Below are 19,845 nucleotides of genomic sequence, written 5' to 3'. Positions count from 1 at the left end.
GCTATTGTACTAGGCAGGTCGCCAGCGGCCAGTGATCGAGGCAAATTTTGCTGCCATCACCACCACAACGTGCGGAAAGTACTGGGTTTTCGCCGGGGAAGTAACGGGTCGACAAGCTCTGGCGCCCGCCATCGACGAAGCACTCCAGGCTGGAGCGGTCACACAAGACGGTGATCTTGCCCCCAAGCCAGGGGGCGCTTCGCTCCTCCCACTCCCCGCTCTGCCAGTTCTGGCGCCGCAGGACAAGACGCCCCGGCTGCCACACCAGCTCGACCACGGCCCCGAACCCGAGGCGCCCTTCACCGCACAGCGCCAGATCGAGCCAGGCCGAGTCGATGGCCAGGGCAGGCAGCTCGTCCAGTGCCCCCTCGAAGCGGGTCTGCTCCCCTTTCAGGGCGCCCAGCTCTGCCACCGGCCGCTGGCAGAGCCACTCATCCTGCCAGAACAGCTCCCGCGGGCAGCTCATCTGGTGGATCCAGCCGTGCTCGAGAGTGGGCTGGCTCATCTCGTTCTCCTCCGGCAAGCCCAGCCAGCCGAACAGCAGGCGCCGCCCTTGGTTGTCCTGAGTGGTCTGCGGCGCATAGAACTCGAAGCCCCTGTCCAACTCGTGGAAAACCCCGTGCTCGAAGCGCTCGCCGTCGAAGTCACCCGCCAGCCAGCCGCACTGGTAGAGGTTGCGATAATCCTCTCCCTGCGGGGCAATCCCCTGCGGGCAGCTGATCAGCACATGGCGATCTCCCAGGGGGAAGAGGTCCGGACACTCCCACATGTAGCCAAACTCCCCGAGACCGCCGCGCCCGCTGCCGGCGATGGGGCCCACCAGCGTCCAGGCATCCAGGGTATCACCGCGATAGAGCAGCACCTCACCCCGATCGTCCAGGGTACGAGCCCCCAGCACCATCAACCACTGCCGACCGTCGTGCCACACCTTGGGGTCGCGCACATGGCCGCTGTAGCCTGCGGGCAGGTCCAGCACGGGTCCCAGCTTCTCGAAGCCCCCCTCACCGTCGGCACGGGCCAGACACTGGTAGGCGGTGCGGCTGCCGTCCGGGTATTTGACGTTGCCGGTATAGATGAGGGTCAGACGCCCCTTCTCGTCGCTCACCGCCGAGCCCGAATAGCAGCCGTGGCTCTCATAGGCCTCGGTGGGCAGCAGCGCCACCGGCTCGTGCTGCCAGTGCAGCAGATCGGTGGAGGTGACATGCCCCCAGCCCTTGTTGCGGTGCTCGCAACCGAGCGGGTTCCACTGGTAGAAAAGATGGTAGCGCCCGTCGTGCTCGATGAAGCCGTTGGGATCGTTGAGCAGCCCCACCGGGGCTGCCAGATGCCAGCGGGGCCGATGGGGATCGGCCGCCGCCTTGAGCTGTCCGGCCAGCAGGGACCGGACAACCAGGTTCAGGAGATGGCTTTCCTTCATCACTCCACCTTGTACTTGAGCAGGTAGGAGGCGGCGAAAGCGGCGCCAAAGGCGATCACCAGACCGATGACGTAGTGGATGAGGCTCATGGGCTGGACGATGGCCATGCCCGGGATGCCGGTCAGGCCCACCGCCGTCATGCCGACCTTGGCCGCCACCACGTAGGCGCCGCCGCAGGCCCCGCCTAACAGACCGGCCAGGAAGGGCTTGATGTAGCGCAGGTTGACCCCGAAGATCGCCGCCTCGGTGATGCCGAGCAGGCAGGACATGGCCGCCGGCACCGTGATGGCCTTGATCTTCACATCGCGGGTCTTGAAGTAGACCGCGAGGCAAGCCCCCCCCTGGGCCACGTTGGCCATGGCCCAGATGGGCAGCAGGAAGTTGACGCCGATGGCAGGGTTGGCCAGCAGCCCCGCCTCGATGGCGTGGAAGCTGTGGTGGATGCCGGTGATGACGATGAGCGAATAAGTCCCGCCAAACACCAGACCCGCCAGCCAGCCTGCCTGCTCATAGAGGGCGCTCAGACCGAACGAGATGCCATCCCCCAGCACCCGCCCGGCGGGGCCGATGAAAAGCAGCGCCACGAAGCCGGTGATGATGACGGTCAAAAACGGGGTGAGGATGAGATCCAGGGCGTCAGGGATGCGCTTGCGCAGCTGCTTCTCCAGATGGGACATGAACCAGACCGCCAAGAGCACCGGGAAGACGGTGCCCTGGTAGCCGATCATGGCGACATCCAGGCCGAAGAAGTCCATGGTCTTGAAGCCCCCGGCCACGCCCCAGGCGTTTGTCAGGGCCGGGTGGGTGAGGATGCCGCCAAGGGTCGCCCCGAGGTACGGATTGCCGCCAAACTCCCGCGCCGCCGTAAAGCCGATGAGGATCGGCAGGATGATGAAGGCTGCCGAGCTGAACATGTCGAGCATGACGAACAGGGCGCTGTCGGCGTTGACCCAGCCGTAGGTGCGCACCATGCCGAGCAGCCCCATCAGCAGACCGGAGGCGACGATGGCCGGAATGATGGGCACGAAGATGTTGGAGAGGGTCCGCGCCAGACGCTGGGCCACGTTGAGCTTGGCCGTCGCCATGTCGGTCAGCTCCGCCTTGCTGGCGGTGCCGGTCCCGGTCAGGGTGACGAACTCCGCATAGACCTTGTTGACCAGGCCGGTGCCGAAAATGACCTGGATCTGGCCGGCGTTGCTGAAGCACCCCTTGACCCCCTCCAGCTTGTCGATGGCGGCCTTGTTCACCTTGCTGTCGTCCGCCAGCACCAGCCGCAGCCGGGTGGCGCAGTGGGCGGCGCTGACGATGTTCTCCCTGCCCCCGAGCAGGGGCACCAGATCCTGGGCTATCGCACTGATATTCATATTCTTCCTCTTATGACCCGCCACGCTGGCGGGCCCTTGTCACATGAGAGTAGGGGCTGTCGAGCCGGGCTTCTAGCCGCGGATCAACAGCCGTCTGCGCCTGATCGCAAAAATTCATCCAGCCGGGTGCGGGTGGGCAGTGCCGTCATCGCCCCCTTGGCGGTGGTGGCGAGCGCCCCGCAGCCGTGGGCCTGAGCCAGAATGGCGGGCAGCTCGGCCAGCGTCGGCAGCGAGGTCCGTTCGGCCAAGGCCGCCAGCAGCCCGGCGACGAAGGCGTCCCCCGCCCCCGTAGTATCGAGTGGCGTCACTTTGGGCCCCACCCACTCCAGCAACTCGCCACCCAGACGGGCCACCACGCCCCCCGCCCCCCGGGTCACCAGCACCAGTGCCGGGCCTGAAAGAGTGGCAAGCCCCGCCGCCAGATCGTCCAGACCGCTCAGCAGTTGCAGCTCCTCCACCGAGAGCTTGACCACGTCTGCGAGGGCCATGGCCTCGCGCACCACGGGCAGCATCTCGGCAGGGTTGCCCCACACCTCTGGCCTCAGGTTGGGGTCGAAGCAGACCCGCCCCCCGACGGCTCGGATGGTCGCCATGGCTTGCAGACAACTGCTGCGCACCGGCTCGTTGGCGAGCGCAATGGAGCAGGTCAGCAGCCACTGCCCGGCCTGGAAGACCGGCAGATCGGCGTGGCTCAGGAACTGATCGGCGCTCGGGCGCACCATGAAGGTGAAGCTGCGCTCCCCCGCCTCATCGAGATCCACCAGCACCGTGCTGGTGCGATGGGCCGGATCCTGGATCAGGTGGCGAATGTCGACCCCCTCCCTGGCCAGGGTCTCCCCCATGAAGCGGCCGAAGGGATCCGCGCCGACCCGGCCAATAAAGGCCGACTCCCCGCCGAGCCGGGCAACGCCCACCGCCACGTTGGCCGGTGCGCCACCCGGACACTTGAGGTAGTGCTGCTCCCCTTCCGGGATCAAGTCCACTACCGCATCCCCCATTACCCACACACGATTCGTCACCTTGTTGCTACTCCACTGCTGCACAGGATTTGCCGGGGTCAGCCCCGGGTTCTGGGTCCGCATTATCAGCTAAACCGTTTTAGCTAACCAACAGATCCCGGGGCCGCCTGCCATTTTTGTGATCGGGATAACGAACTAGAACCAGGTTTCCATCTGCACGCCAAAGTTCCACTCGCCCCCGGCGGTGAAGTTGCTCTGGCCCATGGCATCGGAGCTGGCGTAGTTGTCGAGCTCGGAGGACCAGTCCATCCAGGTGGCGAACACCCGAAGCTCGGGCCGCTCGAAGAAGCCGGCGGTCTGCGCCTTGAAGGTCGGCGCGAAGGTGAGCTTGGTGAAATCGCCGCTCACCGCCTGGCGACCCTTGTAGCCCTTGGGATCGAGGTCCATGTACTGCCAGGTCGCCTCGTAGACCAGCTCGACGTTCTGGCTCAGCACCTGGGCCAGGCGGCCATTGAGGGTCACCCAGCGGTACTCGTCCCCCTTCACGTAACGATCCTGGCTGTGCTCGGCCAGCAGGGCCGGGGCGACACGCCAGCGAGGCGCAAGATCGGTAGCGCCAAACACGGCGACCCGCACCGCATCGGCATCCGGCAGCAGCTCGCTGTCGGAGCCCAGCCCCTTGAGCTCGGCACCCAGACCGTGGCCATACAGCACCGCCGCCTTGGAGAAACCGGGGTTGATGCCAAAGAAGCTGTCGGCGTGGTAGGCCAGCAGGGTGTGGGCCCCCTTGTTCGCCGCTTCGCTGCCCGCGCCGCCGTCATTGATGCGCGCCTCGTTGTCCTTGGCGGAGAGGCCGTTCAGCATCCACTGCCAGTTGCCAACGCGGTTGTTCATGGTGAGGATGTAGCTCTCGATGTCGGAGAGACCGCTCGCGCTGATGTCGCCGTAGTCGCGCCCGTAGAGGGAGAAGTTTGCCTTCCAGCTGTCGGCCAGCTGCACGTCGTAGACGCCGCCGCCGGTGCCGGCCAGGAAGACCACGTCCGAGTCGAGCCAGTGGATGTCGAAGTTGTCCCGGTCAAAGCGCTTGCCCGCCCAGAGCACCGAGTGCTGGAAAGGACCGCTGAAGCTCGCCAGATCGCCGATTTCGGCAAACACCTGGCGGGTGTTGAGGCTGGAATCGCTGGCGGTCCAGTCGTTGCTGGTCTCCACCCCGTCCGCCAGCATCAGCTTGTAGCGGGCCCAGCTGCCATCGTCGAAGGTCTGGGTCTTCAGCAGGTTGGCCTCCATGTAGGTGTCATCCTCGTTGCCAAGGCGACCCACGGCGCCGCCCACCGAGCCGGCCGGGGTGATGTAGGGGCCGCCGCGGCCACCGTTGCCGTTGCCGTTCACCAGCAGGCCCGAGCGGGCATAGCCGTGGAACTCGAAGCCCTGGGCACCGGCAGTCTGCTTGTCCACCTTCTCGCTCTGGGCCTTGGCCACGGCGGCGGTCTCGCGGGCTTCGCTCGCCTTGCTCTGGGCCTCATCGGCCCGCGCTTCGGCAGCGGTGGCGCGCGCCTCGGCTGCCTGCACCCGCGCCTCCAGCGCCGCCAGCCTGGCTTCGATACCACCATCCGCCGCCCACAGCGGGCTGCTCATTCCCAATCCCAGCGCCACGGCCAGCGCCAACTTGCTCTTGAACATCGTCATCGTCCTCACCTGTCTTCTGTCGCCCGTCCGGGCTCTGTTGTTGTTGACAAGCCGAGGATAGCTAAACCGCTTTAGCTGACTCAATATGCCAGCTAAACCGTTTCAGCAGGAGTGTGAGCGGGATAACATTTGTACAGGGGGAATTGGCGGAAGTTGTGAGGAGGATCCCTCATCGGGATCCACTCAATAAGGGGGGATCCAGGCCAGATGGCGGGCAAAAAAAAGCCGGCACATCCGTGCCGGCTTGGGTAACGCGGGTCGCGTTTATTTGGTCAGGTCGTCGAAGAAGCGTTTCACCCCTTCGAAGAAGCCCTCAGATTTCGGCTTGTGGGTCTTGGCAGCGGCGCCGCTGAAGGAGTCGTCCAGCTGGCGCAGCAGATCTTTCTGGGTCTCGGTCAGCTTGACCGGAGTCTCGATCACCACCTTGCACATCAGATCCCCCACCTGGCCGGAGCGCACGGACTTGACGCCCTTGCCCCGCAGGCGGAACAGCTTGCCGGTCTGGGTCTCCGGGGTCACCTTGAGCTTGACCCGGCCATCCAGGGTCGGCACTTCAATCTCGCCGCCGAGCGCCGCCGTGGTAAAGCTGATGGGCACTTCGCAGTAGAGGTCGTTGCCGTCACGGACGAAGATCTCGTGCTCGCGCACGTGAACCTGTACGTACAGATCCCCCGCCGATGCGCCGGTTTCCCCCGCTTCCCCTTCGCCGGAGAGACGGATGCGATCCCCGGTATCGACCCCGGCCGGGATCTTGACCGACAGGGTCTTGGTCTTCTGATAGCGCCCTTCCCCATGGCACTTGCGGCACGGATCCTTGATGATCTTGCCGCGACCGTGACAGTGGGGGCAGGGCTGCTGCACCGCGAAGAAGCCCTGGCGCATCTGCACCTGGCCGGAGCCGTGGCAGGTGGGGCAGGTCTGGGCCTGGCTGCCGGTATGGGCACCGGAGCCGTTGCACACTTCGCAGTGGACCTGGGTCGGGATCTTGATCTCCTTGGAGACCCCGCGCACCGCCTCTTCCAGCGTCAGCTCCATGTTGTAGCGCAGGTCGGAGCCACGGGCCGGGCCGCGACGACCGCCCCCGCGACCACCGAAGATGTCGCCAAACACGTCGCCGAAGATGTCGCCGAAATCGGCGCCACCGCCAAAGCCGCCGTGGCCGCCACCCTGGCTCGGATCCACCCCGGCATGACCGTACTGGTCATAACGGGCACGCAGGTTCTCGTCGGTCAGGACCTCGTAGGCTTCCTTGACCTCTTTGAACTTCTCTTCAGCCCCGGCATCACCCTGGTTGCGATCCGGGTGATACTTCATGGCCAGACGCTTGTACGCCTTCTTGATCTCGCGCTCGTCGGCACCTTTCGACACCCCGAGCACTTCGTAGAAATCGCGCTTCGACATACTCATCCTGTTGCTATATCAGCAGTTACGCAGACGGGCGTTGGTTACCCAACGCCCGTAAATTCATTGACGAATCTGCTCACACTCTTACTACGAAGCCGTGATCAAGGCTCATGTGCTGCTCGGAATCCTCACGTATATCTGTACGCTCCGGTTCCTGCGCTGCTCTTTACCTTGCTGACGGCCTCTCGCGACAGACCGTGAACAGATTCTGAGCCGATGGGCGAAGCGGACTTCGCCCATCCGGGTCGGGCTTATTTCTTGTCGTCTTTCACTTCTTCGAACTCGGCGTCGACCACGTCGTCGTCAGCCTTGGCAGAAGAGGAGGACTGACCGGCGTCAGCACCGGCGGCGCCTTGCGCCTGAGCCTGCTGCTGGGCAATTTCCATCAGCTTCTGGGACGCTTCCAGCAGAGCCTGCTGTTTGGCTTCGATGGCAGCCTTGTCGTCACCCTTGATGGCGGATTCCAGCTCGCTCAGGGCAGTCTCAATCTTGGTCTTCTCGTCGGCAGGCAGGGCTTCACCGGCTTCGGTGACCTGCTTGCGCACGGAGTGGACCAGACCGTCAGCCTGGTTGCGGGCCTGCACCAGCTCTTCGAACTTCTTGTCCTCGGCCGCGTTGGCTTCGGCTTCGCGTACCATGCGTTCGATCTCGTCATCAGACAGACCGGAAGAGGCCTGGATGGTGATCTTCTGCTCCTTGTTGGTCTCCTTGTCTTTCGCGGAGACGTGCAGGATGCCGTTGGCATCGATGTCGAAGGTCACTTCGATCTGCGGCAGACCGCGCGGTGCCGGGCGGATGCCTTCCAGGTTGAACTGGCCCAGGGACTTGTTGTCGCTGGCGCGCTTGCGCTCACCCTGCAGCACGTGAATGGTCACGGCAGACTGGTTGTCTTCGGCGGTGGAGAACACCTGGGACTTCTTGGTCGGAATGGTGGTGTTCTTCTCGATGAGCGCGGTCATCACGCTGCCCATGGTCTCGATCCCCAGGGAGAGCGGAGTCACGTCCAGCAGCAGTACGTCGGTCTTGTCACCGGACAGTACGGCACCCTGGATGGCAGCACCCATGGCCACGGCTTCGTCCGGGTTGACGTCTTTGCGCGGCTCTTTACCGAAGAAGTCGGCCACGGTCTTCTGAACCAGCGGCATACGGGTCTGACCGCCCACCAGGATGACGTCGTCGATCTCGCCAACCGCCAGACCGGAGTCTTTCAGGGCGACACGAACCGGCTCCAGGGAGTCTTTCACCATGTCTTCCACCAGGGATTCCAGCTTGGCGCGGGTCACCTTGATATTCATGTGCTTCGGACCGGTGGCATCTGCTGTGATGTACGGCAGGTTCACGTCGGTCTGCTGGGCAGAAGAGAGCTCGATCTTGGCTTTTTCGGCGGCGTCTTTCAGACGCTGCAGAGCCAGCTGGTCGTTGCGCAGGTCGATGCCCTGCTCGCGCTTGAACTCGTCAACCAGGTAGTTGATGACGCGGTTGTCGAAGTCTTCACCACCCAGGTGGGTGTTACCGTTGGTCGCCAGTACTTCGAAGGTGGTTTCCCCTTCGACTTCGTCGATCTCGATGATGGAGATATCGAAGGTACCGCCCCCTAAGTCATATACGGCAACCTTGCGCTCGCCCTTGACCTTGTTGACGCCGTAGGCAAACGCAGCCGCAGTCGGCTCGTTGATGATGCGCTTGACGTCCAGACCGGCGATGCGACCGGCATCCTTGGTGGCCTGACGCTGGGCGTCGTTGAAGTAGGCCGGTACGGTGATGACGGCTTCGGTCACCGGCTCGCCCAGGTAGTCCTCGGCGGTCTTCTTCATCTTTTTCAGCACTTCGGCAGAGATCTGCGGCGGTGCCATTTTCTTGCCTTTCACTTCAACCCAGGCGTCACCGTTGTCGGCCTTGGCGATGGCGTACGGCATGATTTTCAGGTCACGTTGTACTTCGTCATCTTCGAAACGACGGCCGATCAGACGCTTGATGGCGAACAGCGTGTTCTTCGGGTTGGTGATGGCTTGGCGCTTGGCCGGCTGACCAACCAGGATTTCGCCGTCATCGGCATAGGCAATGATGGACGGAGTAGTACGGTCGCCTTCCGCGTTCTCGATCACGCGAGCATGGTCGCCATCCAGAATAGCGACGCAGGAGTTGGTAGTACCCAGGTCAATACCGATGATTTTACCCATTTGACGAATCTCCAAATACTTTGAATAAACTGGCGAGGGGCTCGCCTTGATACGTTAACGGCTAGGTGGGGCCTGCCACTGTGGCTTTCAAGCTCCCGGCATCAAATTTTTTGTGCCGCCGTGGCCTTGCAACCTATATGGGGTCTCAAGTCGGCGCTTCAAGTCCGGCCCTGAAAAAACCTGCATACAGGCCACCTGACAGCCAAATGACGCCAGACACGTTTTTTTGGCGCCACATCCAACAAAAAGCCCGCCAAGCGGCGGGCTTGGTGAGAACAGCGTGATCAGTCAGCGGACTTGGAGACCATCACCATGGCCGGACGGATGACGCGGCCGTTGAGCTCGTAGCCCTTCTGCATCACGGCGATCACGGTGTTCGGCGCCACGTCGGCACTGGGCACCATGCTCATGGCCTGGTGGGCATTGGGGTCGAACGGCTGGTTGGTCGGGTCCAGCGCCACCAGGCCGAACTTGGCCACGCCGCTCTGCATGGATTTCAGGGTCAGCTCGACCCCTTCAATCATCGGCTTGAGGGTGTCGTTCTCCTTGTCCGCCAGCTCGATGGCGCGCTCCAGGTTGTCCAGCACCGGCAAGAGCTCTGCGGCGAACTTCTCCAGTGCAAACTTGTGGGCTTTCTCCACGTCCTGAGCGGCACGGCGACGCAGGTTCTCCATCTCGGCGACGGCGCGAATGGCGCGCTCGCGCTCTTCCAGGGAGGCCTGCTGGGCCGCCTCCAGCTGGGCCTCCAGCTCGGCGATGCGGGCCTGCTCGGCTGTCACTTCACTGTCTACATCGGTCGGCTCGACTGGCTGGGCTTCCACTTGCTCCATCGCTTCAACCTTTTGTTCTTCGTGGCTCATGACATCTCCAATATTCAGGGGTTGCGTGTGAGGGTGGCTGGCGTTCAGACAAGCGACACGCGCCAGCAGACCCTGTGTTGGCGCTATTATGGGGACACAGCCCCGGCTTTCAAGGGGAAAAGGGCAGATCGGGCACAATGGCGCCCATCCGCGTGCCAGGCAGCCCCTTTTCGGGGCCGATTGCACCAACCGCCACGGAGGCAGACAAATCCCCGGCAAAGCGCGGTATACTCCCCCCCAAGACTCTCCCAGACCCGATAACCTATGGATTCTCCGTTCAAAACCGTTGCCCTCATCGGCAAGCCCCATCACGAGGGGGCCAACCAGACCCTGACCGGCCTGTACCAGTACCTGACCAGCCGCGGCTTTCGCGTGCTGCTGGAGAGCCGGGTGGCCCATACCCTGGGGCTGCTCGGGGAGAACGTGATGGATCTGGTGCAGCTCGGCGAGCAGGCGGATCTCGCCATCGTCGTCGGCGGTGACGGCAACATGCTGGGGGCCGCCCGGGTGCTGTCACGGTTCGATGTGGCGGTGATCGGGGTGAACCGGGGCAACCTCGGCTTCCTGACCGACCTCTCGCCCCAGGATTATCTGCTGCCCCTGGAGCAGGTGCTCTCGGGTCACTTCAAGAGCGAGCATCGCTTCCTGCTGGAGGCCGCCGTCTATCGCCACGGGGAGCGCAAGTCGAGCAACCTCGCGGTCAACGAGGCGGTGCTTCACCCGGGCAAGATCGCCCACATGATCGAGTTCGAGGTCTACATCGACGGCAGCTTCATGTACAGCCAGCGCTCGGACGGCATCATAGTGGCGACACCCACCGGCTCCACCGCCTACTCCCTGTCGGCAGGGGGCGCCATTCTCACCCCCAAACTAAACGCCATCACGCTGGTGCCCATGTTCCCGCACACCCTGAGCAGCCGCCCCATCGTGCTGGATGCGGACAGCGAAGTGCGGCTGCTGGTCTCGCCGGACAACCAGGACGACGCCATGCAGGTGAGCTGCGACGGCCAGGTCACCCTGGCGGTCCACCCGGGGGACGAGATCCTCATCAAGAAGAGCAGCCACAAGCTGCATCTGGTGCATCCGCTGGATTACAGCTACTTCCACGTGCTGCGCAACAAGCTCGGTTGGGGCAGCAAGCTCTTCTAGCCAGGCAACACCGGTGGCGAGGGTCTACCCCTCGCTGCTTTCGACCAGCCGAGGCGGTGCCGGCTCGAATGCCAGATGCACCCCGTTTCTCCCCGCTTCCTTCACCCGGTACATGGCAGCATCGGCTTTTGTCAGCATCAGTGCCAGGTCAGCCTCGGCACTGGCGCACACGACCCCCATGCTCACCGTGACCCCCTCGCACGGCAGGCAGGCCCCCTGCCGGGAGCCCGTCTCTATCTGACGGCGGATCCGGTCACAGATGTCGCGGGCCATCTGGCCGCTCACGCCCCCCATGATGATGGCGAACTCCTCGCCACCGATGCGCCCCACCAGATCACCCTTGCGTACCTCGGCCACCAGCACCCCGGCCACATAGCGAATGACCTCATCCCCGCAGCCGTGACCAAACTGGTCGTTGACCCGCTTGAAGTGATCGATGTCCAGGACCACCACGCAGCGCGTCTGGCCAGGCGTAGTACCCTCTCCGTGCCTGAAGAGGCCACGCCGATTGAGTACCCCGGTGAGGGGATCCCGCTCCGAGAGCGCCAGCAATGCCTCCTCCGTCTCCACATAGGCCACCAGAGGCAGCAACAACACCGAGCCGATGGTCAGCACCATGTGCATGAAGAAGATGAGATCGAGCCAACCTCCGTCCCCCATCCGCTCTTCGACTCCCAGCAAGATCAGCCCCCCCTGACTCAGCAGGATGGTGAAATGCAGCAGGTAAATGAGCGCCACCACATGGAGCACCCGCTTCTGTTGCCGGCCGAGAGAGACGATGAGGCAGGCGCACCACAGGTACAACATCGACTCCATCAGGGCCAGCACAATGCGCACGGGGGCGAGGCTGGACAATCCCAGATAGAGCAGCAGCAACACCGCCACGCCTCCCCCCACGGCACGGGGATGCCATGCGCGCTCGTAAAGCGCACAAAAACCGGCGAGCAACAGCAGGATGCTCATGAGCGAGACCAGGCCGCCGACCCGGATGCCCAGCGCCGGATGGCCGCCCAACACCCCCAGACTGAGCAGCAGGATGGAGAGGGAGAAGAGAAAAGCGGAGAGGGACCAGTACAGAAAGTTGCCTCGACCCGGCTTCAGGGAGTGGATGAACAACATGATCACCCCCGACATCAGGTTGATTGCCAGGGAGATCAGCAGCAGGGTCGGGGTATGGATCATCGTGACGCATCCTTGCGAAGAGGTCTGTGCACAGCCCAGGCTCAACCAGGACTGTTTCGAGTGTGTCTCAACCCGCTACTCACCACAAGAGAGCCCCTCAAGGTGGCTTCTCGCATCGCCTCAGCCCATGCCAGGTACGCAGGTTGATTTTGCAGGCCATCTGATCGGCGTCACACCCATGCCGCGGCCTTGACATCCTTGCCCTCCCCCTGTTTCGCAAAAATCCTCCCTGCCCACTTTACTGTATATAAGACCAGTATATACTGGATGCATAGACAGTAATGTTGACCCATACAGGATGAGACCATGCTGACCCAGCTGACCGTCAACAACTTCGCCATCGTCAAGTTTCTCGAGCTCGATCTGCAACCGGGGATGACCTGCATCACCGGGGAGACCGGGGCGGGCAAATCCATCGCCATCGATGCTCTGGGGCTGTGCCTGGGGGAGCGCGCCGAAGCCAGCATGGTGCGCCCGGGCAGCGACAAGACCGAGGTGAGTGCCCGCTTCCTGCTGGAGGGTAATCCTGCCGCCCGGGCCTGGCTCGCCACCAACGAGCTTGAAAATGACGGTGAGTGCATCGTCCGGCGGGTACTGTCCGCCGAGGGGCGCTCTCGCAGCTATATCAACGGGGTTCCCGTCCCCCTCGCCCAGCTCAGGAACCTGGGTCAACTGCTGGTCAACGTCCACGGTCAGCACGCTCACCAGATGCTGCTCAAACCCGATTACCAGCTCGCCCTGCTGGACGGCTACGCCGGTCATCATCTGCTCCTCGACGATGTACGCCGCCACTACCAGCAGTGGCGCCAGTTGCAAAACGAGCTCAACCGGCTCAAGGCCGAGCAGCAGCAGCGGGAAGCCCGCCGTCAACTCATCGAATACCAGGTGCAGGAGCTGGACGAATTTGCCCTTCAGCCGGGAGAGTTTGAAGAGATTGAAGAGGAGCATCAGCGGCTCGCCAATGGCACCGAGCTGATGCAGGAGTGCGGGTATTGCCTCGATCTGCTCTATGACAATGAAGAGACCACTATCGCCGGTCTGCTGCAGACGGCCGTGGACAGGGCCGAGACCCTGGTCGGCATGGACAGCCGGCTTGGCAACGTGCTCGGCATGCTCAACGAAGCGCTGATCGGCGTACAGGAGAGCCACAGCGAGCTGCGCAGCTATCTCGACCGGCTGGAACTGGATCCAGAGCGCTTCAACGAGCTGGAGAACCGCCTCTCCAAGGCCATCAACCTGGCACGCAAGCACCATGTCAAACCGGCGGAGCTGGCCCTGCACCATCAGGAGCTGGCCGCCGATCTGGCCCGCCTCAACTCCGACGAGGAACGCCTCGAGGGGATGGAGGACGAGCTGGCCTCGGCCCGCCAGGCCTTCGTGCAGGCCGCCGAGGCCCTGAGCCAGAGCCGCCAGCGCTATGCCGAGGAGCTGGGCGCGAAGGTAAGCGCCAGCATGCACGAACTGGCGATGCCAGATGGCCGCTTCGCCATCGAGGTGCGACCCGATGCCCAGAGCAGCCTCTCGCCCCTTGGCATCGATCGGGTGGAGTTCATGGTCACCACCAACCCGGGTCAGCCCATCCAACCCCTTGGCAAGGTGGCTTCCGGCGGCGAGCTGTCGCGTATCAGCCTCGCCATCGTGGTGATCAGTGCACGCAAGATCTCCACCCCGACCCTTATCTTCGACGAAGTGGATGTGGGGATCAGCGGCCCGACAGCCGCCGTGGTGGGTCGCCTGTTGCGCCAGCTCGGCGAATCCACCCAGGTGATGGTGGTCACCCACCTGCCCCAGGTGGCAGGCAAGGGTCACCAGCACATGGTGGTGAGCAAACACACCGACGGCAAGACAACGGAAACCCAGATGCAGGCGCTCACCCCGGGTGCCCGGCTCAACGAACTGGCCCGCCTGCTGGGGGGCGATCAGATCACCGACAACACCCTGGCCAACGCTCGTGAGTTGCTCGCAAGCTGACCACGGGGCGGGAGGGATGCCCTCCCGTCCATGTCGGCCCTTTCAGATTGACCGTGCCATCATCGCGCTGGCCAGTTGAAGCCTCTTGCCGACGGCGCCGACCTGGTTGGCCCATGCCGTGAGCCACAAGAAAGAGGGGGAGCCCGGGCTAATCCGCGGCACGTGTCTTGATGCTCAGTCTGAACCTGCCAGCCTGGTCATCACCCAGTCGGGTTTTCATCGCCATGGTCAGGACGCCACTCATCTTCGTTGCACTCATTCACATTTCGAACGGACACATCCCTTCATTTTCCATTCAACTCAGTCTGTTATGATGATGTAAACGGACTCGGTACCTTCAGTTGCCATCGACAGAAGGTGACGCTTGATGCAAACACACCGGGTTCGTTTGAGCTGACATTTCGCGGGAAGGGAGGATGGGAGCGCGCTTCCGCTGTCTGACCCGCACCTGCCAAGGAGAACTGCTTATGAGCCCGACCAATATTGTGCTGTTGCTGGAAGGCAAGGATTACGAGCAGGAGACACTGGCCAAGGCGAGCCGTCTGGCACAAGGGCTGGGCGCCAACCTGACCTTGTTGCACCTGACCCACAGCAGCAAGACCCGTCGCAATAGTCTGTCCCTGTCACAAGAGGAGCGCAGCGCCCAGGGCACCCTGGATGCCAAGGCGATCATCAGTGAACTCATCACCCAGCTGTCTCATCCAGTGGATTACCAGTGCCTGGTGGTGGATGACGTGGTGCCGGATCTCCAGCGCTGGCTGGCCGCCCACCCCGCCGACCTCTTGCTGGTCGGCAGCCGTCATCACTGGATGGAGGGCTCGCTGGCCCGCCTGCTCCTCTACAAACTGCCCCTCGATATCCAGATCTGCCACGAGCCTCACGCCGCCTTGCTCAAAGCCGTCAGTTGATGCCACAAGACCCGCTCCCTGAGCGGGTCTTCTTGTTTCTGACGCCCGCCGTCATCCTCCCCCAGCTTGACCTCCTCCACTGCGTCAACGCCAGAACCACACGATTTCTTACACATTGCTCGCTTCTTTTTGAGGGCCATTTGCTGCACGATATGGCCCTTGCACGCCTTCGCTCGTTTCGTTCAGGTGATAAATGAAAGCTCTTCGAAAACCCGGCAAGCTCGCCCTGCTCGCCCTTGTGCTGATCCCTCTCGTCACCTGGCTGGCCTGGCCAGGCAACACACCGGACCCGGTACTGACCGCAACGGTAACCCGCCAGGATGTGGAGCAGACGGTGCTCGCCAGTGGCGTACTGCAGGCCATCGAGCAGGTGGATGTGGGGGCCCAGGTCTCGGGTCAGGTCACCTATCTCGCGGTGGAAGCGGGTCAACAGGTCAAACAAGGAGAGCTGCTGGCGGAGATCGATCCCCTGATCGCCCAGAACAACCTCAAGACCGCCGAAGCGGAGCTGGCCAGCCGCCGCGCCCAGCTCAAGATCAAGCAGGCACAGCTCAAACAGAACGAGCTTGCCTGGCGCCGCCAGCAGCAGATGTTTCGGCAGGAAGCGAGCTCTCGTGCGGATCTGGAGAGCGCCGAAGCCCAGCTTGCCGTCACCCGGGCCGAGCTGCAAAGCGCCCAGGCCGACATCGACAACGCCATCATCAAGGTGGAGCGCGCCAAGACGGAGCTCGGCTACAACCGCATTCAGGCCCCCATGGATGGTACCGTCGTCTCCATCGTCACCCGGCAGGGGCAGACCCTGGCCGCCAGCCAGACGGTACCGACCCTGCTCAAGCTCGCCAATCTCGACACCATGACGGTCAAGGCCCAGATCTCCGAAGCGGACGTCACCCGTGTCAAGGCGGGCATGCCGGTCTATTTCACCCTGATAGGGGATCCGGATACTCGCTACCACGGTACCCTGCGCACGGTCGAGCTGGCCCCCACCAACATCAATGAGCAGACGGCCAGCACCACGGCCACCAGCAATGCGGCCATCTACTACTATGCCCTGTTCGATGTGCCCAACCCCGGCCATCAGTTGAGGGTCGCCATGACGACCCAGGTCACCATCGTACTCGGCGAGCGCAAGCAGGTACTGGCCATTCCCCAGACCGCCCTCGGCAAGAAGACTGGCGACAACGAGTACGAGGTCAGCCTGTTCAAGGCAGGGGACCAGAGAGAGATCCGCCGCATCAAGACCGGCATGAAGGATGACATCAAGATTGAGGTGGTGAGCGGCCTGACCGAGCAGGATAAGGTGATCCTGGAGCAGGGCAAGCCGGCCCTGCACGATGAAGGGGAGATGGAGCCGTGAGCGAGCCCCTGATCCGTCTCAAGGGCATCGAGCGGCGCTACCAGAGCGGAGAGCACGAAGTGACCGTGCTGCACCCGCTGGATCTCGCCATCGATGCCGGGGAGATGGTGGCCATCGTCGGCGCCTCCGGCTCCGGCAAATCGACCCTGATGAACCTGCTGGGCTGCCTCGATCACCCGAGCGGCGGCCAGTATCTGTTTCGCGGCCAGGATACCGCGACCCTGGATGCCCTCTCCCTGGCACGGCTGCGCTGCCACCACTTCGGCTTCATCTTCCAGCGCTATCACCTGCTGCCCCATCTGGATGCGGCCGCCAACGTGGAGATCCCCGCCATCTATGCCGGCACTGCCCGCCTTGATCGCCAGGCCCGAGCCCGCACCTTGCTGACCCGCCTGGGACTGCAGGATCGCAGCCACCACAGACCCGGCCAGCTCTCCGGCGGTCAGCAGCAGCGGGTCAGTATTGCCCGGGCGCTCGCCAACGGCGGCGAGGTGATCCTGGCGGACGAACCCACCGGCGCTCTCGACAGCCAGAGCGGCAAAGAGGTGATGGCCATCCTCAAGGAGCTGCACGCCCAGGGCCACACCATCATTCTGGTGACCCACGACATGGCGGTGGCAAGCCATGCGGATCGCATCATCACCCTGCGTGACGGGCGGGTAGTGGAGGACAGCGGCCATCGGGCGACCGATGACAACGCAGCCTCCCCATCCGGGGCGCCAGCCCACCCGCTGCCAGGTGACGGCAGCCAGCTGGCCGCTCCCTCTGTCGGGCAAGATGCACAGGGCACAGGCGCCGCCGTCCGCACCGCAAGCCGGGGCTGGGATCGCTACCGGGAGGCGGGGCGCATGGCCCTGCACGCCATGCTGGCCCATCGCATGCGCACCTTCCTCACCATGCTCGGCATCATCATCGGCATCGCCGCCGTGGTCAGCGTGGTGGCGCTGGGTCAGGGGGCGCGCGCCAAGGTGATCGACGACATCAACGCCATGGGCACCAACACCATCGACATCTTCCCCGGCAAGGACTGGGGAGACGAGAAGGCCGCCAGCATCCAGACCCTGAACGAGCGGGATCTCGACGCGCTGCTCGGCCAGCCCTATCTGGAGGGGGCCAGCCCCCAGATAGCGACGTCGGGCCAGCTTCGCTATCGCAACAAGACCAGCAGCGGCAGCGTGATCGGGGTCGGCAACGACTTTTTCCGGGTCAAGGGGATGACGCTCACCCAGGGGCGCCTGCTCGATGAGCGGGACATTCGCAACCGGACGGCAGTCGCCGTGGTGGATGGCAAGACCATAGAGAGCCTGCTCGGCCAGGTGGACCCGGTCGGCCAGGTGGTGCTGGTCGGCACCCTGCCGGTGCGCATCGTGGGGGTGGTCACCCAGGAGACCGGCTTTGGCCGCAGCAGCCAGTCGGTCAATGTCTGGCTCCCCTACAGCGCCGTCATGAGCCGTCTCCTCTCCCAGCAGCACTTCACCCAGATCACCATCCGGGTCAAGGACGGCGTCCAGCCCGCCCTGGCCGAGCAGGCGGCAGTCGCCCTGCTGACCCAGCGCCACGGCGTGAAAGACTTCTTCACCTTCAGCAGCGACAGCATCGTCAAATCGGTGGAGAAGACCACCGCCACCCTGACACTGCTGGTCTCCGCCATCGCGGTGATCTCCCTCATCGTCGGCGGCGTCGGGGTGATGAACATCATGCTGGTCTCGGTGGTGGAGCGCACCCGGGAGATAGGGATCCGCATCGCCGTCGGCTCCCGCCAGTCCGACATATTGCAACAGTTCCTCATCGAGGCGGTGATGGTCAGCCTGCTGGGGGGGCTGCTCGGTATCGGCCTCGCCCTGCTCATCGGCGCTCTCTTCTCCCTGCTCGTGGAAAGCTTCCAGATGCGCTTCTCGCTCTTCTCCATCCTGATGGCCTTCGGGTGCTCCTCCCTCATCGGGATCCTGTTTGGTTACCTGCCCGCCCGCAATGCGGCCAGGCTCGATCCGGTGGAGGCACTGGCGAGGGAATGACGATGCACAACCTATCAAGGCTCGGGCTAAGCCTGATGCTCACCGCCAGCCTCGGTGCCTGCAGCCAGCAGAGCACCTATCACAGACCCGATCTCGACGTGGCGCCAGCATGGCAACAGGAGAGCCGGGGTCTCACCGCGCAGCAGGCTGGCCCATGGTGGCAGGGATTCCAGGATCCCGCGCTCGATCGCCTGGTCGAGGCGGTACTGGCCGCCAACCCGGACATGCGGGTGGCCGGGCTCAAGCTCAAGAATGCCCTGCTCGGCGCCGATCTGGCTGACACCAACCTCACCCCCTCGGTCAGCGCCAATCTCGGGGCCAGCGGCACCAAGAACATGAAAGATGGCAGCGCCAGCAGCAACCTGGGCCCCTCCCTCAACCTCAGCTACGAGGTGGATCTCTGGGGCAGACTGGCCGCGGCAAGGGATCAGGCGAGCTGGGAGGCACAGGCCAGCAAACAGGATCTGGCCGCCACCCGGTTGCTGCTCATCGGCAAGACCCTGGAGCAATACTGGCAACTGGCCTACCTCGGCTCGGCCATTACCCTGGGCACCCAGCAACTGGCCAATCTGGAGCGCATTGAACGCCTGACCCGCGCCAAATACGAGGCGGGCGCCGTGACCCGACTCGATCTGGTACAGGCCAGCCAGCAGAAGGCGGGCAAGCAGGCGGAGCTCGCCACCCTCACCCAGCAACGGGCACAGGCGGGCAATGCTCTTCGCCTGCTGCTGGGCCGCAGCAGCGGGCCGCTCGCTGACGCTCCCGACGCCCTGATCATGGGCCCGATCCCGTCCCTGGCGGCTGGCATCCCCGCCGATGTGCTGGCCCGGCGGCCCGATGTGCGCGCCGCCGAACTCAGGCTGCGCAAGACCCTTGCGAGGGGAGACGAGATCCGCACCGGCTTTTATCCCACCCTGAGCCTGACCGGCGGTGCCAGCACCACCTCGGATACCCTGACCCAAGTGCTGCAAAATCCGGTCGGCACCCTGGGCGCCACGCTGGCGCTCCCTTTCCTCGAGTACAACAAGACCCGGCTCTCCATCGCCAGCACCGACATCGACTACCAGATTGCCGAAACCGAGTTTCGCAAGCAGCTCTATACTGCGCTGCTGGAAGTGGAGGATGGCCTGGCCGCCCGTCAGCAAGGGGATCAGCGGCTGCGCTATCTGGAGCAGCAGAGGGCCTATGCCCGGGAGGCCGAGAGGCTGGCAGGCGCCCGTTTTCTGGCCGGTGCCACTGGGGTGCAACCCTGGCTGGATGAGCAGAACCGCCTGTGGGATGCCGAGCTCGCTCTGCTGGCACAGCAGCAGGCCCAGCTCAACAACATGGCAGGCATCTATCGGGCGCTGGGGGGAAGCGATCGAACCTGACCCAGGCAGAGAGTGTGGGATCG

General features: G+C 63.8%; 14 protein-coding genes. 6 read left to right on the top strand and 8 right to left on the bottom strand.

The features are described from left to right. Position 1: 1 nt before the first annotated feature. From J9893_RS14100 to grpE, 7 genes are all read right to left on the bottom strand, one after another. Positions 2-1,417: a sucrose-6-phosphate hydrolase gene (locus tag J9893_RS14100; protein ID WP_210600213.1), complete on the bottom strand. Its 1,416-nt coding sequence runs from the start codon at positions 1,415-1,417 to the stop codon at positions 2-4. Next, a complete protein-coding gene (locus tag J9893_RS14095; RefSeq protein WP_210600212.1) occupies positions 1,417-2,781 on the bottom strand; it encodes a sucrose-specific PTS transporter subunit IIBC in 1,365 nt (454 codons plus the stop codon). Before J9893_RS14095 ends, J9893_RS14100 begins: the two co-directional genes overlap by 1 nt. Positions 2,782-2,864: 83 nt before the next feature. Beyond that, complete coding sequence (locus J9893_RS14090; protein ID WP_103261432.1) at positions 2,865-3,824, bottom strand: aminoimidazole riboside kinase; 960 nt, start codon at positions 3,822-3,824, stop codon at positions 2,865-2,867. Positions 3,825-3,935: 111 nt separating this feature from the next. After that, on the bottom strand, positions 3,936-5,426 hold the full coding sequence (locus tag J9893_RS14085; RefSeq protein WP_113069950.1) for a carbohydrate porin: 1,491 nt from the start codon (positions 5,424-5,426) through the stop codon (positions 3,936-3,938). A 264-nt stretch (positions 5,427-5,690) separates the two neighbouring features. After that, positions 5,691-6,827 carry a molecular chaperone DnaJ gene (dnaJ, locus tag J9893_RS14080; RefSeq protein WP_039039235.1) on the bottom strand — a complete coding sequence of 379 codons (1,137 nt, stop codon included), beginning with the start codon at positions 6,825-6,827 and terminating at the stop codon, positions 5,691-5,693. A gap of 254 nt (positions 6,828-7,081) precedes the next feature. Continuing rightward, positions 7,082-9,010 carry a molecular chaperone DnaK gene (gene dnaK, locus J9893_RS14075; protein ID WP_010673646.1) on the bottom strand — a complete coding sequence of 643 codons (1,929 nt, stop codon included), beginning with the start codon at positions 9,008-9,010 and terminating at the stop codon, positions 7,082-7,084. Between the two features lie 284 nt (positions 9,011-9,294). Continuing rightward, positions 9,295-9,870 (bottom strand): nucleotide exchange factor GrpE, encoded by a 576-nt coding sequence (gene grpE / locus J9893_RS14070; protein ID WP_029314044.1) that lies wholly within the window; start codon positions 9,868-9,870, stop codon positions 9,295-9,297. A gap of 264 nt (positions 9,871-10,134) precedes the next feature. Between grpE and nadK the strand changes: the two genes are divergently transcribed. After that, positions 10,135-11,019, top strand: coding sequence for an NAD(+) kinase (gene nadK, locus J9893_RS14065; protein ID WP_010673644.1), 885 nt, complete (start codon positions 10,135-10,137; stop codon positions 11,017-11,019). 24 nt (positions 11,020-11,043) lie between these two features. Here nadK and J9893_RS14060 read toward each other — a convergent pair whose 3' ends face one another. Continuing rightward, a complete protein-coding gene (locus tag J9893_RS14060; RefSeq protein WP_134997045.1) occupies positions 11,044-12,201 on the bottom strand; it encodes a GGDEF domain-containing protein in 1,158 nt (385 codons plus the stop codon). A gap of 306 nt (positions 12,202-12,507) precedes the next feature. Between J9893_RS14060 and recN the strand changes: the two genes are divergently transcribed. The 5 genes from recN to J9893_RS14035 all read left to right on the top strand — a co-directional run bounded on the left by recN (position 12,508) and on the right by J9893_RS14035 (position 19,822). Then, entirely contained in the window at positions 12,508-14,172 is a 1,665-nt protein-coding gene (gene recN / locus J9893_RS14055; RefSeq protein WP_210600211.1) for a DNA repair protein RecN, read from the top strand. Positions 14,173-14,639: 467 nt separating this feature from the next. Continuing rightward, positions 14,640-15,080, top strand: coding sequence for a universal stress protein (locus J9893_RS14050; protein WP_203764625.1), 441 nt, complete (start codon positions 14,640-14,642; stop codon positions 15,078-15,080). A 193-nt stretch (positions 15,081-15,273) separates the two neighbouring features. Further along, on the top strand, positions 15,274-16,437 hold the full coding sequence (locus J9893_RS14045) for an efflux RND transporter periplasmic adaptor subunit (RefSeq protein WP_161653632.1): 1,164 nt from the start codon (positions 15,274-15,276) through the stop codon (positions 16,435-16,437). After that, positions 16,434-18,452: a MacB family efflux pump subunit gene (locus tag J9893_RS14040; protein WP_161653633.1), complete on the top strand. Its 2,019-nt coding sequence runs from the start codon at positions 16,434-16,436 to the stop codon at positions 18,450-18,452. Before J9893_RS14045 ends, J9893_RS14040 begins: the two co-directional genes overlap by 4 nt. Next, complete coding sequence (locus J9893_RS14035) at positions 18,449-19,822, top strand: TolC family protein (protein ID WP_161653634.1); 1,374 nt, start codon at positions 18,449-18,451, stop codon at positions 19,820-19,822. Before J9893_RS14040 ends, J9893_RS14035 begins: the two co-directional genes overlap by 4 nt. Positions 19,823-19,845: the final 23 nt, after the last annotated feature.

This window comes from Aeromonas sp. MaB10011B (assembly GCF_017939325.1).
GTDB classification, from domain to species: Bacteria; Pseudomonadota; Gammaproteobacteria; order Enterobacterales; family Aeromonadaceae; genus Aeromonas; species Aeromonas caviae.
The sequence above is the reverse complement of the archived record's forward strand: the minus strand, read 5'-3'. Positions and strand labels throughout refer to the sequence as shown.

What these genes read in the sequence shown, in the direction of transcription:
- J9893_RS14100 (WP_210600213.1), bottom strand. Translation starts at nt 1,417, where the DNA reads ATGAAGGAAAGCCATCTCCTGAACCTGGTTGTCCGGTCCCTGCTGGCC.
- J9893_RS14095 (WP_210600212.1), bottom strand. Translation starts at nt 2,781, where the DNA reads ATGAATATCAGTGCGATAGCCCAGGATCTGGTGCCCCTGCTCGGGGGC.
- J9893_RS14085 (WP_113069950.1), bottom strand. Translation starts at nt 5,426, where the DNA reads ATGACGATGTTCAAGAGCAAGTTGGCGCTGGCCGTGGCGCTGGGATTG.
- dnaJ (WP_039039235.1), bottom strand. Translation starts at nt 6,827, where the DNA reads ATGTCGAAGCGCGATTTCTACGAAGTGCTCGGGGTGTCGAAAGGTGCC.
- dnaK (WP_010673646.1), bottom strand. Translation starts at nt 9,010, where the DNA reads ATGGGTAAAATCATCGGTATTGACCTGGGTACTACCAACTCCTGCGTC.
- grpE (WP_029314044.1), bottom strand. Translation starts at nt 9,870, where the DNA reads ATGAGCCACGAAGAACAAAAGGTTGAAGCGATGGAGCAAGTGGAAGCC.
- nadK (WP_010673644.1), top strand. Translation starts at nt 10,135, where the DNA reads ATGGATTCTCCGTTCAAAACCGTTGCCCTCATCGGCAAGCCCCATCAC.
- J9893_RS14060 (WP_134997045.1), bottom strand. Translation starts at nt 12,201, where the DNA reads ATGATCCATACCCCGACCCTGCTGCTGATCTCCCTGGCAATCAACCTG.
- recN (WP_210600211.1), top strand. Translation starts at nt 12,508, where the DNA reads ATGCTGACCCAGCTGACCGTCAACAACTTCGCCATCGTCAAGTTTCTC.
- J9893_RS14050 (WP_203764625.1), top strand. Translation starts at nt 14,640, where the DNA reads ATGAGCCCGACCAATATTGTGCTGTTGCTGGAAGGCAAGGATTACGAG.
- J9893_RS14045 (WP_161653632.1), top strand. Translation starts at nt 15,274, where the DNA reads ATGAAAGCTCTTCGAAAACCCGGCAAGCTCGCCCTGCTCGCCCTTGTG.
- J9893_RS14035 (WP_161653634.1), top strand. Translation starts at nt 18,449, where the DNA reads ATGACGATGCACAACCTATCAAGGCTCGGGCTAAGCCTGATGCTCACC.